This is a genomic window from Limnohabitans sp. T6-5 (assembly GCF_003063315.1).
In the GTDB taxonomy this organism is placed as follows: domain Bacteria; phylum Pseudomonadota; class Gammaproteobacteria; order Burkholderiales; family Burkholderiaceae_C; genus Limnohabitans_A.
Genome location: NZ_NERV01000003.1, coordinates 201,003 through 221,120 on the forward strand (window position 1 = coordinate 201,003; position 20,118 = coordinate 221,120).

Consider the following 20,118-nt stretch of genomic DNA (forward strand, 5'->3'; position numbering starts at 1 on the left):
TCGAAACCAACCCCGCAGGCCTGTCCAGCCCCGTCACACCGCTGCCCGTGGTCATCGACACCGGGCTGCCCACCGTGGCGCTCAGCACCACGCAGTCGCTGCTGGCCCAAGGCCAGACCGGCACCGTCACCTTCACCTTCAGCGAACCCACGCTGGACTTCACCTTGGCTGACGTGGCCGTCACCGGCGGCACGCTCAGCAACCTGGCCTTGAGCCCCACCAACCCGCTGGCCTACACCGCCACCTTCACGCCCACAGCCGGTGTGCTCAACGCCACCTTGGTGGTCGCCAGCGACAAGTTCACCGACACCGCAGGCAGCCTCAACAAAGACGGCGCCGAAGCCAACAACACCTTGGCGTTCAGCGTCAGCGCGCCGCCCGCACCGCACAGCCTCACGGCCATGCTCGACCTCGTCAGCGACAGCGGCACCGTGGGAGACAACACCACCAACGACACCACGCCCACCCTCAGCGGCACCGGCACCGCCGGTGACATCGTTGAAGTGCGCAACGCCCAAGGCCTGGTGATTGCCAGCGCCGTGGTCGCCGCCAACGGCACCTGGTCGGCCACGCCCACCACCGTGCTGCCACAAGGCATCAACGCCCTGAGCGTCACCGCCACCAGCCCCACCGGCGGCGTGCTCAGCGCAGGCCTGCCCATCACCATCGTGGTGGACAGCGTGGCCCCCGTGGCCCCCACGGGCGTGCTTGACCCCATCAGCGACTCCGGCACCAAAGGCGACAGCACCACCAACGACAACACGCCCACGATGAGCGGCACCGGCGTGCCCGGCAACACCATCACCATCAAGGATGCGTCTGGTGCCGTCATCGGCACCGCCGTGGTCGACGCCGCAGGCAAGTGGAGCATCACGCCCACCACGCCCCAGCCCGAAGGCCTGAACAACTACAGCCTGACGGCCACCGACCCGGCCGGCAACGTCAGTCCTGCCGTACCGCTGCCCATCACCATCGACACCACAGGTCCGTCAGCGCCCACCGGCGTGCTCGACCCCATCAGCGACTCTGGCGTCAAAGGCGACAGCACCACCAACGACAACACGCCCACCTTGAGCGGCACCGGCACCGCCGGTGACACCATCACCATCAAGGATGCGTCTGGCGCCGTCATCGGCACCGCCGTGGTCGATGCCGCAGGCAAGTGGAGCATCACGCCCACCACGCCCCAGCCCGAAGGCCTGAACAACTACAGCATGACGGCCACCGACCCGGCCGGTAACGTCAGCCCCGCCAAGCCGCTGCCTGTGACCATCGACACCACAGGTCCGTCTGCACCCACCGGCGTGCTCGACCCGACCACCGACTCCGGCGTCAAGGGCGACAAGATCACCACCGACAACACGCCCAACCTGATCGGCACCGGCACACCGGGTGACACCATCACCATCAAAGACCCGCTGGGCAACGTGATCGGCACTGCCGTGGTCGACGCCACTGGCAAGTGGAACATCACCCCCACCACACCGCTGCCCGAAGGCCTCAACAGCCTGGTCATGACCGCCACCGACCCGGCCGGCAACGTCAGCCCCGCTGCACCGCTGCCCGTGACCATCGACACCACTGGCCCGCTGGCCCCACAAGGCGTGCTCGACCCGATCACCGACTCCGGTGTCAAAGGCGACAGCACCACCAACATCAACAAACCGAACCTGATCGGTACCGGCACGCCCGGTGACACCATCACCATCAAGGACGCTGCGGGCAACGTCATCGGCACCGCCGTGGTCGACGCCGCTGGCAAGTGGAACATCACACCCACCACACCGCTGCCTGAAGGCCTGAACAACCTGGCCATGACCGCCACCGACCCGGCCGGCAACGTCAGCCCCGCCGCACCGCTGCCTGTGACCATCGACACCACAGGTCCGTCTGCACCCACAGGCGTGCTCGCCGCATCTACAGACAGCGGCACCAAGGGTGACAACACGACCAACATCAACAAGCCCATCTTGACTGGCACCGGCACACCCGGTGACACCATCAAGATCACCGACCCGCAAGGCAACGTGATTGGCTCAGCCATGGTCGATCCCAATGGTTCGTGGGCCATCACGCCCACCACGCCACTGCCAGAGGGCCTGAACAACCTCAGCGTGGTCGAAACCGACCCTGCTGGCAACAGCAGTGCACCCGTGGCGCTGCCTGTCACCATCGACACCACCGCCCCGGCTGTGCCCACCGTCGTGAGCCAAACCACCAGCGCCTCTGCTGTCGTGCTCTCGGGCACCGCAGGCACAGCTGCTTTGGCCGCTGGCGAAACCCTGGTCGTCACCGTCAACGGCGCCACCTACAACGTCACGCCTGACGCCACCGGCCACTGGAGCCTGCCGATCACCGGCACCGGCGCTGTGACCCCAACATCCGGCACCTTGGGTGCTTTGGCCGACGGCCAGAAATACTCCGTCACCGCCGTCGTCACCGACGCCGCAGGCAACGCCAGCACCGACGCCACCAGCACCGAGCTGACCATCAACGCCGCCACCCCCGCTGCCCCGGCAGCGCCTACGGGCATCCTGGACCCTGTCACCGACAGCGGCACCAAAGGCGACAGCACGACCAACGTCAACAAGCCCGTCTTGAGCGGCACTGGCACCCCCGGCGACACCATCAAAATCACTGACCCGCAAGGCAATGTGGTGGGCACGGCCGTCGTGGCCCCCAACGGTTCGTGGAGCATCACGCCCACCACCGCGCTGCCCGAAGGTCTGAACAACCTGAGCGTCACAGAAACCAACCCCACAGGCCAGACCAGCGTGCCCGCGCCGCTGCCTGTCACCATCGACACCACCGCCCCGGCTGTGCCCACCGTCGTCAGCCAAACCACCAATGCCTCTGCCGTCGTGCTCTCGGGCACCGCAGGCACAGTCGCTTTGGCCGCTGGCGACACCCTGGTCGTCACCGTCAACGGTGCCACCTACAACGTCACGCCTGACGCCACCGGCCACTGGAGCCTGCCGATCACCGGCACCGGCGCTGTGACCCCAACATCCGGCACCTTGGGTGCTTTGGCCGACGGCCAAAAGTACTCCGTCACCGCCGTCGTCACCGACGCCGCAGGCAACGCCAGCACCGACGCCACCAGCACCGAGCTGACCATCAACGCCGCCACCCCCGCTGCCCCGGCAGCGCCTACGGGCATCCTGGACCCTGTCACCGACAGCGGCACCAAAGGCGACAGCACGACCAACGTCAACAAGCCCGTCTTGAGCGGCACTGGCACCCCCGGCGACACCATCAAAATCACTGACCCGCAAGGCAATGTGGTGGGCACGGCCGTCGTGGCCCCCAACGGTTCGTGGAGCATCACGCCCACCACCGCGCTGCCCGAAGGTCTGAACAACCTGAGCGTCACAGAAACCAACCCCACAGGCCAGACCAGCGTGCCCGCGCCGCTGCCTGTCACCATCGACACCACAGCACCCGCAGTGCCGACCGTCGTGAGCCAAACCACCAGCGCCTCTGCTGTCGTGCTCTCGGGCACCGCAGGCACAGCTGCTTTGGCCGCTGGTGAAACCCTGGTCGTCACCGTCAACGGCGCCACCTACAACGTCACGCCTGACGCCACCGGTCACTGGACCTTGCCGATTGCAGGCACCGGCGCAGCCACGCCCGCATCGGGCACCTTGGCTGCTTTGGTCGATGGCCAAACCTACGCCGTGACAGCGGTCAGCACCGACGCCTCAGGCAACGCCAGCACCGACGCCACCACCGGCGAGCTGACCATCAACGCCGCCACACCATCGGCGCCCGCAGCGCCCACCGGCGTGCTCGACCCGATCAGCGACAGCGGCACCAAAGGTGACAGCACCACCAACGACAACACACCGACCTTGAGCGGCACCGGCACCCCCGGCAACACCATCACCATCAAGGACGCCTCGGGCGCCACCATCGGCACCGCCGTGGTGGACGCAGCAGGCAAGTGGAGCATCACGCCCACCACGCCGCAGCCTGAAGGCCTGAACAACTACGTCATGACGGAGACCAACACGACGGGCCAGACCAGCGTGCCCGCACCGTTGCCCGTCACCATTGACACCACAGCGCCGTCTGTGCCCACCGTGCTTAGCCAGACGGCTGAGCCCAGCGCGACCATCGTGCTGACCGGCGCCGTGGGCACCAGCGCACTGCCAACAGGTGAGAGCATGACGGTCACCGTCAACGGCGCGACCTACAACGTCACACCCGACGCCACCGGCCACTGGAGCTTGCCGATCACCGGCACCGGCGCGGCCACGCCCGCATCCGGCATCCTGGCCGCTTTGGTCGACGGCCAGACCTACTCGGTCACCGCCGTCGTCACCGACGCCGCTGGCAACGCCAGCACCGACGCCACAACGACCGAGCTGACCATCGTCGCCGCCATCCCCACTGCCCCGGCAGCGCCTACCGGCGTGCTCGACCCGATCAGCGACAGCGGCACCAAGGGCGACAGCACCACCAGCGACAAGACGCCCACACTGAGCGGCACCGGCACCCCTGGCAACACCATCACCATCAAAGACCCACAAGGCGGCCTCATTGGCACCGCCGTGGTCGATGCGCAAGGCAAGTGGAGCATCACGCCCACCACCGATCAGCCTGAAGGCCTGAACAACTACAGCATGACGCAGACCAACACGACGGGCCAGACCAGCGCGCCCGCACCGTTGCCGGTCACCATCGACAGCACAGCGCCCGACATGCCCACGGTGGTCAGTCAAGTCACCGAAGCCAGCGCAACCATCCTCCTGACAGGCTCCGCAGGCACCAAGGCGCTGCAATCCGGTGAGGTCATGACCGTCACCGTCAACGGCGCCACCTACGAAGTCAAGCCCGACAACTCAGGCCAGTGGACGCTGCAGCTCAACGGCTCTGGCGCGGCTGTTCCCGTCTCGGGCACCCTGGCAGCACTGGTCGACGGCCAGACCTACTCGGTCACGGCTGTGGTCACCGACGCCGCAGGCAACGCCAGCACCGACGCCACCAGCACCGAGCTGACCATCAAGGCGCCTACGCCACCGGCCACGCCATTGACACCGCCCGACCTGGTGGCCGCCAGCGACAGCGGCGACTTTGCCACCGACGACTACACCAACGACGCCACCCCCACCATGGCCCTGGAACCGCTGCCCGCAGGCTCGGTCAGTGCCGTGCTGTACGTGGACGGCGTCAAAGTGGCAGCCACCTACGACGCCGCCACCAACACGCTCACGCCCACCACGCCGCTGCCCAATGCCGTGGCCAAAATCACCTACGCCTATGTCGATGCGAAAGGCCTGATCGGTGCCCAAAGCCCCGAGCTGCCCGTCACCATCGACACCATCGCCCCGGCCCTGCCCGCGCTGCCCACCATCAACGCGGCCAGCGACACCGGCACCCTGGGTGACGGCATCACCAGCGACACCACACCGACGCTGGACATCGCCACCTTCCCGGCAGGCGTGACCGGTGTCGTCATGTACGCCAACGGCACCAAGATCGCCGCCACTTACGACGCGGTCAACCACACCCTGACGCCCACCAGCCCGCTGCCCAACGGCTCGGTCGAACTGAGCTACGCCTTTGTGGACTTGGCAGGCAACATCAGTGCCCCGAGCGCCATCGTCACCGTGGTCATCGACAGCACGGCCCCCGCCGCGCCCGTGACCCCGCCCGACTTGACCGCCGCCAGCGACTCTGCCGGTGTCAGCACCAGCGACGACAACACTTACGACAACACGCCCACCTTCAGCGTGCTGCCCACAGGGGCCACGGCCATGCCGTCCACCGTGAGCAACGTCTTCCTGTATGTGGACGGCGTCAAAACCGCCGCCACCTACGATGCGGCCACCGGCAGCATCACGCCCACCGCCGCCGTACTCGACGGCAAGCACAGCATCACCTACAGCTACGTCACCAGCACCGGTGCCGAAAGCCCGGCCAGCCCGGCGCTGTCCGTGGTCATCGACACGGTCAAGCCTGACGCGCCCGCAGCCCCCACCATGACGGCGGCCAGCGACCTGGGCAGCAGCCAGACCGACGGCGTGACCAGCGACACCACACCGAGCTTCAGCCTGAACGTGTTGCCCGCAGGCACCGGCTTGCCCGATGCCAACGGCGTCGCCAAAGTCATCTTGCTGGTCGATGGCGCGGCCGTGGCCTCCACCTACGACCCGGTCACCGGCACCGTCACCCCGGTCACGCCTTTGGTCGGTGGCGCGCACACCGTAAGCATCCAGCTCGAAGACATCGCAGGCAACGTCAGCGCGGTCAGCCCGGTGAAAAACATCAACGTCAACACCGACACGCCCACGATTGCCATCACCAGCATCGCCGGTGACGCCGTCAACGACACCACGGCTCTGGCCGGTCTGTTCAACGCTGCCGAACGCGGTGCAGGCACCTACGACGCCAATGGCGCCTATGTGCCCGCCGCCACCGTGGCCACACTGCCCGTCATCTCGGGCACCAGCACCTTTGCGGTCGGCCAGCAAGTCACCGTCACGCTCAACGGCAAGTCCTACAGCAGCATCACCGTGGCTGCCGACGGCACCTGGTCCTTCACCGTGCCCGAAGCCGACGCCAAGCTGCTCAACCACGGCGCCAGCTACCCCGTCAGCGCCAGCGTCAGCAGCCTGGCCGGTGTGCCCGCCACGCCCGACACCAACAACAAGCTCGACGTCAACATCGCGCCGGCCGACGTGCCCACCGTGAACAACCTGGTCACCAGCGACCTCACGCCCACCATCAGCGGTGCGGCCAAGAAGATCGACCCGAGCAACCCCGGCACCCCCTTGATGCTGGCCAACGGCGACACCTTGAACGTGGTCGTCAAAGACAGCAACGGCGGCAACAAAGGCACCTTTGCCCTCACCGTGGGCGGCACCAGCTCGCCAGCGGGCCTGACCTACAACAGCGCCGACGGCACCTGGAGTCTGGACGGTAACACCGCGTTTGGCACGCCATTGACCGCAGGCAGCACCTACAGCGTGGACGTCACGGCCACCGCCTCGGGCGTGGCACGCACCGACATCAGCACCGGTGAAGTCATCATCGCCGGGCCGCTGTCCATCTCGTCCATCCCCGAATCGGCCAGCACCTCGGGCGACGTGATCAACCTGAGCGAATCGCTCAACGGTTCGCCCGTGGTGGTCAACATCGCAGGCAGCGCACCGCAAGTAGGCCAAGTGCTCAAGCTCAACTGGGGTGCTGAAGTCATCAGCTACACCATCACCGCCGCCGACGTGACCGCAGGCACCGCCAGCATCCTCGTGCCCGCAGCCTCTTTGGCCAACAAAGAAGTCACGGGCCAAAGCGTCACCGTGCAACTCTTCCAGCCCGACGGCAGCACCGCCATCGGCAGCGTCTCGGCAGCGGCCACCGCCAACATCGACACCATCACACCCACCTTTGTCAGCGCCACCACCAGCGAAGACGGCTACAGCCTGGTCCTCACCTACAACCAAGCCCTGGACGTGGCCCACGCCCCGCTGGCCGCAGGCTTCAAGGTGATGGTCGACGGCGTGGCCGACACCGTCACCGCTGTCACCGTCAACGCCGACAAGACCGTCACCCTGACCCTGGCCAACCAGATCATTGGCCCCCGCACTGGAGACACCGCCGCCAACCTGGCCGGTCAGACCGTCAAAGTCAGCTACACCGACGCCACCAGCGCCGACGACACCGGCGCCATCCAGGACGCCGCAGGCAACGACGCCGCCAGCATCGCCGACATGGCCGTGACCAACGTCGCGCGCCCCATGACCGCGCCCGTGTTCGCCATCGGCGCCAAGGCCTGGACACCCACCCTGGCCAGCGCCGCCACGGGCGATCTGGCCGCCGTGCCTGAGGCCGTGTACGCGGTCGAGCCCACCGATGGCACCGTCACCACCGTGCTCGACAACACCCTGGCCACCTGGGAAGTCATCCGCGCCGGCACCCCCGTGCGCGTGCAACTGCCTTACAACTTCACCGGCACCGGCGGCACCAGCGACGAACTCGTGGCCCAAGCGGGCGACCAGCTGCTGCTCAACTGGGGCAGCATCAAGACCCCGACCTACAACATCACCGCAGCCGACATCACCAACGGCTACGTGGACTTTGTCGTCGGCTTCGACACCATCCGCTCGCAAGCGCCCGGCATGGTCACCGTGTCCGCTCAGCTGCAACGCGGCAACTACAGCTCGGCCGTCAGCCCGCTGGTCACCATCGACTACCGCTTTGAAATCGACAACTGGTTCGAAACCGGTGCAGGCACCGGCAACGCCCCGGTCAACCCGACCTACGGCACGGCCCTCACCGGCACCGCCGAGCGCATGGGCACCATCGTGGCCATTGGCGACGTCAACGGCGACGGCTACGAAGACATGTTCATCGGCGCCTCGCGGGACGACACCACCGGCACCAACCAGGGCCGTGGCTGGGTGGTCTTCGGCGCGTCCAACCCCGGCGCCATCAACCTGCAAGCCATCGAAAACGGTGTGGGCGGCTTTGTGGTCAACAACAACCTGGCCAACACCCCCAGCACCATCATGGGCGGCGACTCGCCCACTGCCCTGGGCGTGGCCGCAGCCGCAGGCGACGTCAACGGCGACGGCCTGGCCGACTTCATCGTCGGCGCCAACTACGACATCTACAAGAACAAGGACGATACAGGCCGCTCTTACGTGATCTTCGGCAAGACCGACAGCAAAGCCATCAACCTGACCGACATGCATTTGTCGGGCGCGCAAAGCAGTACCGTGGGCTTCTCCATCAACGGCCAATACGGCTCAGACCATTCCGGATTGACCGTGGGCGGTGGTGGCGACATCAACGGCGACGGCCTGGACGACCTGATCGTCGGCTCCATCTTTGCCGACACCGGTGGCGCCACCAACAACGGCAAAACCTACGTCGTCTTCGGCAAGACCAGCGGCACCACGGTGGACCTGAGCAGCATTGCCCCGAAAAACAACGCCAGCACGGGTCGCGTCGACGCCTTCATGGGCACCGGCGGTTATGCCATCGTGGGCAGCACCAAATTCGGCAACATGTACCAGAGCTGGTCCGTGGCCAGCGCAGGCGACGTCAACGGTGACGGCCTGGAAGACGTGATCATTGGCGCGCCGCGCCGTGATGCCGACGCCAACTGGGACCAGGACGGTGGCGCAGCCTATGTGGTGTACGGCAAGACCGACAGCTCGGCCTTGCGCATCGACAAGATCGCCAACGGCACCAGCACGCAGGGCTTTGCCATCTACGGCGCTTGCGGCATGAATAAAAACTACATTGGTGCCAGCGTGGCTGCGGCAGGCGACGTCAACGGTGACGGCTATGACGACGTGATCGTCGGCTCGATGGGCGGCGACGTGAACGGCAACGACAACGTCGGCAAAGCCTATGTGGTCTTTGGCAAGAGCACCGTGGGCAACGTCCAGACCAGCAACATCGGCCCACTCAAGGGCAACCTCACGGCCGACATGCAAGGGCAGGGCGGCTTCTCCATCCAAGGTGCATCCAACGGCGACAACGCCGGTATGGCGGTTTGGGGCGCAGGCGACCTCAACGGCGACGGCCTGGCCGACATGCTGGTCGCAGCCCCCTATGACGACCGCCTCAACCCCGCAGGCAATGACTCGGGCGCGGTGTATGTGGTCTACGGCAAAACCGACACCACACAGGTCAACCTGTGCGACATCCACAAACACGGCTTCATCATCCGTGGCGAATGCGCGGGCGATCTGCTGGGCTTCAGCGCCCCTTATATCGATTTCAGAGACATCGCCACCACCCTGTCGTATGGCGACATCAACGGCGACGGCTTTGACGACGTGCTGATCGGCGCGCCCAAGGCCGACAACGTGAACGGCAAAGACTTCGGCAAGACATACGTCATCTACGGCGGCATGTGCGAAGCCACCGTGGGCGTGTTCAAGGCGGCCCAAGGCGACGCCCTGGGCACCGCAGGCAACGACACCCTGACAGGCACCACCGGCAACAACCAGCTGGTGGGCGGCAACGGCAACGACACCCTCATCGGTGGCGGCGGCGCCGATGTCATGTTCGGCGGCCGTGGCAACGACACCTTTGTGCTCAACGCCGACAACATCGCCAAACTGGGCGCATCGGGCACCAGCCAAGCCATCACCCGCATCAACGGCGGCACGGGTCTGGACACCCTCAAGTTCGACGGCACCGGCCTCACGCTGGACCTGACCACCGTGGAAGGCGTGGCGCTGGACAGCGTCGAGCGCATCGACATCCGGGGCGGCAACAACCTGATCATCAACGAGACCGATGTGGACCAGCTGGGCAACGCCAACGTCTACAACACCGCCTCGGGCTGGACCAACTACGTCAGCACCATGAAGGGCGCCATCCCGCTGGCCGCCGGTTGGGACAACATCAACAACAACCGCCAGATCCTGATCGACGCGGCTGACAACGACAACGTGCGCCTGGACGGCCGCTGGTTCTTTGCCGGTACCGTGGACAACAACGGCACCACCTACCGCGTCATCCAGAACATGCTGCTCAAGCAGCAAGTGCTGGTCAACGCTGCAGGCCGCATCTTCCTCGCACCGCCCGTCAACATGGACTACGGCGTGCTGCAAGGCGACCAGGCCATCAGCTCTGCCGAACGCGCAGGCCTGCCCAGCTCGACCATTGACATCCAGATCGACCTGGCCATGACCGGCGCCGTGCTCAAGAACGCAGTCAAGTTCTACTTCGGCACCCAGGCTTACGGTCCGTTTGAACTGTCGGCCACAGGCACCTACACCGGTGCGGGCTACACCATCCAGGACCTGGTGATCGACGCCAAAGGCAATGTGGAAAGCGGCAAGATCATCGTGTCGGTGCCCAAGTCGGTGGTCTCGGCCCAAATGGTCAACCTCAACGAGCTGGATCAGTTGCCATTGCGCACCGAACTGCTGTCGAGCAACCTGTCGTCTGCCTCCTTGCTGGCCAAGTCGGCCGACAACATGATCGGCATCGACATGACACCGAGCACCCCCACCATCAGCAACATTGCGTGGGACGTGGCGGGCAAACCAGGCAACACCAGCGTCATCGACGGTATTGCCGAGGCGAAATACGCCATCAACGAAACCACCGGTGCTGTCAAGACCACGGTCGACAACACGCTCTACACCAGCGAAGTCATCCGCAACGGCACCGTGGTGCGCGTGCAATTGCCGCAAGAGTCCAAGGGCGCCGAACTGGAAGCCAAAGAAGGCAACCTGGTCTTGGTCACCTGGGGCAACACCTCGGTCGAAGACTACTCGCTGACCGCCGCCGACATCACCAACGGCTATGTGGACATCGTGGTGCCGTTTGACGTCATCCGCCAACAGCCCACAGGCGATGTGCCGGTGTATGCGCAAATCCAGCGCGGCCGCGCCATCTCGGCCCCGTCCACCGAACTCACGGTCAACTACCAGTTCGAAGTGGACGGCTGGTTCAACCTCAATGGCGTCACCACCGCCAACGCCCCAGAAACCGCCGCCTATGGCTTTGTCATCGAAGGTGCCGACACCAAGGTGGGCGCGGTCACCGTGATTGGCGACATCAACGGCGACGGTTATGAAGACGTGTTGATGAGCGGCCCCCAATCGGGCGCGAACTTGGGCAAAGGCTGGGTCGTGTTTGGCCGCACCGACGGCGCCACCATCAGCCTGTCCGAACTCGATGCGGGCGGCGCCAAAGGCTTTGCCATCAGCCACAAAGGTTTCAGCAACGACTCTTATGCGCTGGGCAACATCTCGCGTGCCGGTGATGTCAACGGTGACGGCTTGGCCGACTTCATCGTCTCTGACCCCTATGCCGACCCGAACACCAAAGCCAACTCGGGCCGCGCCTTTGTGGTCTTTGGCCGCACCGCCACCAGCAACATCGAGCTGTCCACCTTCTCGCTGTCGGCCACCTCGGCCCCGGCCTCGGTGCAAGGTTTTGCCATCAACGGCCGCAATGCCAACGACTACCTGGGCCTCTCGGTCAGCGGTGGTGGCGACGTCAACGGTGACGGCCTGGACGACCTGATCGTCTCTGCGCCTTACGCCGATCCCTACTCGGGCTACACCGACGCGGGCACCGAATACGTCATCTTCGGCAAGACCAGCGGCAACGCGGTCAACGTCTCGTCTGTGGCGCCGAGCTTCGGCTCCAAGCGCACCGACTTTGTGGGCACAGGCGGCTTTGCCATCATGGCCGAAAAAGTCTCGGGCCAGACCCTGCAAGGCTGGACAGTCGCCAGCGCTGGAGACATCAACAACGACGGCCTGGAAGACTTCGTCATCGGCAACGGCAAAAACGACACCACCGGCAGCGACAACGGCATGGCCTATGTGGTGTTCGGCAAGTCCGACACCAAGGCCCTGAACCTGTCCAGCATCACCAGCGGCACCAGCACCAACGGCTTTGCCATCTATGGTGACCAATACGTGACGGGCTACAGTGTGGCCGCTGCGGGCGACGTCAACGGTGACGGCTATGGCGACCTGATCCTGGGCAGCATGTACAACGATGCCAATGGCCTGAGCAACAACGGCAGAGCCACCGTGGTCTTTGGCAAGGCAGACGGTGCCAGGGTGTACCTGAGCAGCATTGCACCCAAGGCCAACGACTTGAACTCGGGCGCCAAGATCGGTTCTGGTGGCTTCACCATCCAGGGTGAAAAATCCCAGGATTGGGCGGGCTGGACCGTGTCTGGTGCAGGCGACATCAACGGCGACGGCCTGGCCGATGTGTTGGTGGCAGCGCCCCTGTCAGACCGCAACGGCAACAACTCTGGCAGTGTCTTTGTGGTGTATGGCCGCACCGACACCCACACCGTGAACCTGAGTGAGCTGGCCAACAAGCAAGGCGGCTTCCGCATCAATGGCGCCTGCGCTTCAGACTGGCTGGGCTCGGGTCAGGCCCTGATGAACAGCACCGCTGAAGATTGGTCTTACGTGAGCAAGCCACTCAAGCATACGCCGCTGTCGTTTGGTGACATCAACGGCGATGGCTTTGACGACATCGTGGTCAACGCAGGCGCCACCGACAACGCCTCGGGTTCAGACAAGGGCCGCAGTTATGTGATCTTTGGCGGCATGAGCGAAGCCACCAACGCCGTGTTTGACCCCAACAACAGCGACGCCATTGGCACCGCAGGCGCAGACCTGCTGACCGGCGACGGCAGCAACAACCAGCTGGTGGGCGGCGACGGCAACGACACCCTGGTGGGTGCAGGCGGCGCCGACGTGCTGTACGCAGGCCGGGGCAACGACGTGATCGTGCTCGACCGCGACAACGTGGACATGATCGGCAAAACCGGCGACGCACAAAACGTGCTGCGCATCACCGGCGGCACCGGCACCGACACCCTGCGCCTGGACAACTCGGACGACCCGACCAAGCCCATCACGCTGGACCTGCGCACCCTGCGCGACACCGTCATCGACAGCGTCGAACGCATCGACCTGGCCGGCGGCGGCAACCAGGTGATCATCAATGAAAAAGATGTGAACCAGATGGGGTCTTCGAACGTCTTCAACACCACCACCGGCTGGACCGGCACCACCACCGGTGCCCCCGCAGGCTGGGGCGCGGTCAACACCGGCCGCCAGATGCTGATTGAAGGTGGCACCACCACGCTGGACGACGGCACCGTGCTGACCGACCACGCCCGCGTGGACGGTGACTGGATGTTCTCGGGCACCGTGCAAAAGACCGAAGCCGTGACCACGATGGACGCCGATGGCAACCCCGTCGTCAGCAACGTCACCACCACCTACAAGGTGCTGCAAAACGTGTTCAACAAAGAGCAGGTGCTGGTCGACAACGAGGTGTCGCTCAACATGGCGCCCACCATCGACCTGAACTACGGCGAAATGGCCGGTGGCATTGAATATGCCGAAAAACTCACCGATGGCGGCACCACCGTCAAGCTCAGCTTGCTGGGCACCGGTGCAGTGGCGGGCAACGCGGTCGACTTCCGCTGGGGCACCGCGCAGATTGACCTGAACACCACCAGCGCCACCAGCACCCGCCAGGTGCTCACAGCCGCCGACATCGCAGCCGGTTTCATCACCGTGTTTGTGCCCGAAGCCACCATCACCGCCGAGTCGGCCCCGGCCAAACTCGACTCGCTGGGCCGCATCAACCTGCACACCACGCTGTACGCGTCAGACACCGGCCCGGTGCTGGGCGACTCGTCCGAGTACCCGATCCTGGCCGACTTCCGTCCGACCCAGCCGACCATCAACACCTTGACCTGGGCCGACACCGCCCTGGGCCGCAGCTCTGACCTGAGCGGCATCCCCGAGGCCAAGTTCGCCATGAACGAGACCACCGGCGTCATCACCACCACCGTGGACAACGCCATCTACACCAGCGAGGTCATCAACGGCGGCACCACCGTGCGCGTGCAGCTGCCCACCGCAGGCGTGCCGGGCGCCAAGATGCCTGCCTTGTTGGGCGACAAAGTGCACCTGTTCTTTGGCGACGGCGAAGTCGTGGCCACGGTCACAGCCACCAACCTCACCAACAAGTACATCGACATCACCGTGCCGTTTGAGATCATCCGCCTGCAGCCGCCAGGCCCGGTGGTGGTCAGTGCCCAGATCGAGCAAAACGGCAGCTTCTCGATTGCCGCGCCCGAGGTGGAAGTGACCTACAAGTTCCAGCTCGACGGCTGGTTCACACAAAACGGTGTCACCACCGCCAACGCCCTGCCCACTGCGCAGTACGGCGTGTCCTTTGCAGGGGCTGGCACCGCGGGTGCCACCATCACCGGCGTGGGCGACATCAACGGCGACGGCTACGAAGACGTGCTCGTCGGCTTCCCCACAGGTTCTTCAAACGCCGGTCAGGGCTATCTGGTCTATGGTTCCAGCAACCCTCAGCCGATCGTGCTGTCCAACGTGGGCACCAGCGTGCCCGGCTTCCAGATCGCTAGCACGGGAACAGGGGCGACCGACAGTGGCTCCAGTGTTTACCAGATCAACAAATACTTCCGTCAAATGGCCAATGCGGGTGACGTCAACGGCGACGGCTTGGGCGACTTCATCGTCTCGAGCATGGGCGCAGACAGCCTGGCCGACGATATCAAAGACGTGGGCCGCGCCTATGTGGTCTTTGGCCGCACAGGCAATGCAGCGTTCAACCTGTCCACCATCGCCAACCTGAACCGGGCCGATGCGCTCAACAACACCGACGGTTTCGCCATTTTTGGCACGGTCGTGCAAGACTATGCGGGCATGAGCATTTCGGGCGGTGCCGACGTCAACGGCGACGGCCTGGACGACATCATGTTGAACATGCCCATGAGCGATCTGACCGCCAGCGACGCGGGTCTGAGTTATGTGGTCTACGGCAAGACCGACGGCAAAGCCGTTTTCCTGTCGGAGATGACGCCGCCCAACATTTCGCTGGCCACCCCCAGCTTTGTGGGCACCGGCGGTTTTGTGCTCATGAACGGCTCCGAGGCCAGCGCCCGTTTTGGCTACAGCAGCGCGTTTGTGGGCGACGTCAACGGTGACGGCCTGGACGACATGCTGGTCAGCGCCTACCAGGAGAACACCTCAGGCACCGACTTTGGCACCTCCTACCTGGTGTTTGGCAAAACCGGCAGCCAGGCCGTGCAAGTCAGCAGCTTGCACTCCGGCATCAGCAGCGAAGGTTTTGTCATCTATGGCGACCAAGCCAAGACGGGCTACAGCGTGGCCGCCGCAGGCGACGTCAACGGCGACGGCCTGGCCGACCTGATCATTGGCTCGCAACTCAACGATGCCAACGGCTTGACCGACAACGGCGTGGCCCGCGTGGTCTTTGGCAAGGCCGATGGCGCGGCCATCTACCTGAGCAACATCACCCCGCTCAAGACCGACGTGGACAGCAACAGCTTTGAGGCCACAGGGGGCTTTGCCATCCAGGGCGCCAGTGCCGCCGACAACGCCGGCTACTCGGTGTATGCCGCTGGTGACATCAACGGCGACGGCTTGTCCGACCTCTTGGTGGCGGCACCGGGCAGCGACATTGCAGGCGCCCAGTCGGGCAGCTTGTATGTGGTCTACGGCAAGACCGACACCTCGGTCATCAACCTGTCCGAAGCCGCCTACGATGGCCGCGCCTTCGTCATCAACGGCAACTGCGCCAGCTTTGGCATGGGCAACACCGGCGGGGCCGATTCGTACATCGACAAAGACGTGGTGCTGGGCCATGGCGACTACAACGGCGACGGCTTCAGCGACATCATGGTCGGCGCACCCGACTCCGGTGTGGGCCGCGTCTACATCATCTATGGCGGTCTGAGCGAAGCCACCATGAACTCGTTTGACCTGGAAAACGGCGACGCCATTGGCACCGCCGCCAACGACACCCTGACCGGCACTGCGGGCGGCAACAACCTGGTCGGCGGTCAGGGCAACGACACCCTGGTGGGCAATGGCGGCAGCGACGTGCTGTATGGCGGCCAGGGCAACGACGTGTTGGTGCTGACAGGCGACAACCTGGGCAACCTGCGCACCCCGGTGGGCGGCGTGCCCGAAGGCCAGACCCTGGCCCGCGTGGACGGCGGCACCGGCATCGACACCCTGCGCTTTGACGGCACGGCCATCAACATGGACTTCACGCAGGTCAAAGAAGGCGTCATCAAAGGTGTGGAACGCATCGACATGAACAACGGGGGCAACACCCTGACGATCAACGAGTTCGACACCCACGAGCTGGGCAATGCCAACGTGTTCAACACCAACACCGGCTTCACCGGCTGGGTGGCGGCCACCAACGCGGCAGCCACCAGCAGCGCAGCCTGGGGCACGGTCAACACCGGCCGCCAAATCTTGATCGAAGGCGGCACCACCGACTCAGCCCGTGTGGACGGCGACTGGTATTTGGCCGGCACCGTGCAAAACAACGGCGGCACCTACCGCGTGCTGCGCAATGTCTACACCACCGAACAAGTGCTGGTGGACAACGACGTGAGCCTGCACTTTGCCCCCACCTTGAACCTGGCCGCAGGCGAGATGGCACGCGGCATCGCGACCAGCGAAATCAGCTCGGACGGCGGCGTCAAAGCCCGCCTGGAGCTGACCGGCACCGGCGCAGTGGCAGGCAATGCGGTGAGCTACACCTTCGGCGGTGTGACCTTTGCGCCTGTGGTGCTGACGGCCGCTGACCTGACCGCAGGTTATGTGGAAATCTTCATGACCACGGCTGAACTCAACGCCATTTCGGCCACCGTGGGCGCCAAGGACTACCTGAGTTATGTCGCCGGACGCACCAGTTTGCTGGAAAGTGGCGCTGCCGATGCGGCTGTGCTGGCCCAGTCGGTCGATTACCCCATCTATTTCGACTTCACCCCGTCTCGCCCCACCATCAACAGCCTGCCTTGGGCAGTCAATGGTGCAGGCATCAACGTCGATATGAGCGGTATCCCTGAGGCCAAGTTCACCACCACGCAGACCACCGGCGCGGTGACCACCACCGTTGACAACGCGCTGTTCACCCACGAGTTCATCAACGGCGGCACCGATGTCACCGTGAATTACGCGACCGTGAACAACATGCGGTCCGATCGGGTTGTGTTTGCGGGTGACAAGGTGCATGTGTTCTGGGGCACGGCCGAAGTGGTCAAGGTGCTGACACAAGCCGACATCGACGCTGGCAAGCTCGTCGTCAACGTGAGCGCCGACATCATTCGCAGCCAACCCACGGGCAACGTGATTGTGACCACCCAGCTGGAGTGGAGTGACGGCACCCTGTCGCCCAAATCGCCTGACTTGACGGTGAACTACCAGTTCGAGGTCGAAGGCTTCTTCATGACCGGCGGCAGCACGCCCAACACCTTGCCCACCGCCAAATACGGCATCGCCATCAACGGCTTTGAAGTCAACACCGGCTCGGTGGCCGGCATTGGCGACGTCAACGGCGACGGCTTTGAAGACATGCTGATTGGCGCGTCTTATGCCGACCAGAGCCCCTCCACCAACACCGGCCAAGGTTATGTGGTGTTTGGCAGCAGCGCTCTGACCAACGTGAGCTTGAGCCAAATTGCCAGCGGCACCAGCACCAACGGCTTTGGCATCAACTCGGTGTTGACCAACGCCTATGCGGGCAGCGTGGTGGCCAAGGCAGGCGACGTCAACGGGGACGGCCTGGCCGACTTCATCATCAACGCCCAAAACACGACCACCGCTGCAGGGGCAGGCACAGGCCGCAGCTATGTGATTTTTGGCAAGACCTCGGGCGCCAACATCGAGCTGTCCAGCATGAATGTGCTGTCCACTTCGAACCCGCCCAATGCCGCTGGCTTTGTGATCAACGGCCAATCGACTTCGGACCACAGCTCGCACGAAGTCAGCGGCGGCGGCGACGTCAACGGCGACGGTCTGGACGACCTGATCGTCAGCTCGGCCTATGCCAGCTCGCCCACGGCCGACTGGGGTGGCCAGGCCTACGTGGTCTTCGGCAAGACCAGCGGCAACGCGGTGGAACTGAGCCAGATCACGCCTGCCGTGTCTTTGCAGGCGACCAGCAACTTTGTGGGCACCGGCGGCTTTGCCATCGTCAACCTGAATGTCAGCACCCAGACCACCCTGGGCTGGCAGGTGGACATGGCTGGCGACGTGAACGGTGACGGCCTGGCCGACATCTTGGTCACAGCGCCATTGAACGACTTTGCAGGTGGTACTGACAACGGCGAAGCCTATGTGGTCTTCGGTAAGAGCAACACAGCCATCGTTAAGGTCAGCGGTTTGAGAACCGGCACCAGCACCGAGGGCTTCATCATCATGTCTGCCAGCGCAGGCGATGCCTTCGGTTACTCAGCTTCGGGCGCAGGAGATGTCAACGGCGACGGCCTTGCTGACTTGCTGATTGGTACCTACAACTTCACGACCAATGGCTTGACCGGCGCAGGTCGATCCTATGTTGTGTTTGGTAAGAGCGATGGCGGCATTGTCCGTAGCTCTTCCTTGATGCCCGATGCCACGACCGTGAACGCACCAGGCTTTGTTGGCACAGGTGGTTTCGGCATCGCGGGCATGGAGGCCAGCGGCCAGTTGGGCAACACGGTGTACAACGCTGGTGACGTCAACGGCGACGGCTTGTCCGACTTGCTGGTCGTGGCCCATGCGGCCGACGGTGCAGCCGGTGCCAGCGCGGGCTCGGTCTATGTGATCTATGGCCGCACCGACACCACCATCGTGCAGGTGTCCGACCTGAGCAACAAGCAAATGGGCTTTGTCATCAACGGCGGCTGTGCCAGCGAGCAACTGGGCTCCAGTGGCACCGTGGGCATAGGCACCGGCACGGCAGGCGTTAACGCGCACTTCGAGCCCCTGGGCTTTGGCGACCTCAACGGTGACGGCTTCTCCGACATCATCATGGGCTCGGTGTATTCCGACATCGGCGGCACCGACGTGGGCCGTGTCTATGTGGTCTTTGGCGGCATGTCCGAGGTCACCAACACCGTCTTCGGTGTGGGCGACGCGATCGGCACCGCCGCAGCCGACACCCTGACCGGCACCACGGGCAACAACCAGCTGATCGGCGGTGACGGCAACGACACCTTGATCGGTGGCGGCGGCGCCGACGTGCTGTACGGCGGCCGAGGCAACGACACCTTCGTGCTCAACGCCGACAACGTGGCCAAGCTCGACGACGCAGGCTCCGCACAAAACATCGAGCGCATCGATGGCGGCACCGGCATCGACACGGTCAAGCTCGACGGCAGCGCCATCGTGATGGACCTGAGCACCGTGAGCGAAGTGGCTTTGCACAACATCGAGAAGATCGACCTGACGGGCAGCGGCAACAACACCCTCAAGCTCAACCTGACCGACATGCTGCAACACGCCAACAGCTCGAACGTCTTCAACGCGTCCAACACCACCAGCGGCCTGGCCGCCCAGGTGGCCAAGAACCAGTTGATGGTCGACGGCGACGCAGGCGACAAGCTCGTCCTGAGCGACCTGACCAACTGGACGGCTTCTGCCACCCACGTCGTCGCAAGTGGCCACAGCTACACCGCCTACAACCACAACACCACCGCCAACCAGCTGCTGGTCGACGATCTGGTGCTGGTCAGCCAGGTGTAAGCGGCAACCCGCAGGTCGGCCTTTTGCAGGTCGGCGGTCGCAGACCCCGACATGGCGTGCAAACCCCATGTCG

General features: G+C 64.6%; 1 protein-coding gene (cut by a window edge). It reads left to right on the forward strand.

Annotated elements, in window-relative coordinates; translation table 11 throughout:
* Positions 1-20,045, forward strand: the 3' portion of a protein-coding gene (locus B9Z51_RS19015) for an Ig-like domain-containing protein (protein ID WP_108375285.1). 13,024 nt of this gene lie to the left of the window's left edge; only the last 20,045 of its 33,069 coding nucleotides appear in the window; its start codon lies off the left edge, out of view; its stop codon occupies positions 20,043-20,045.
* Positions 20,046-20,118 lie beyond the last annotated feature (73 nt).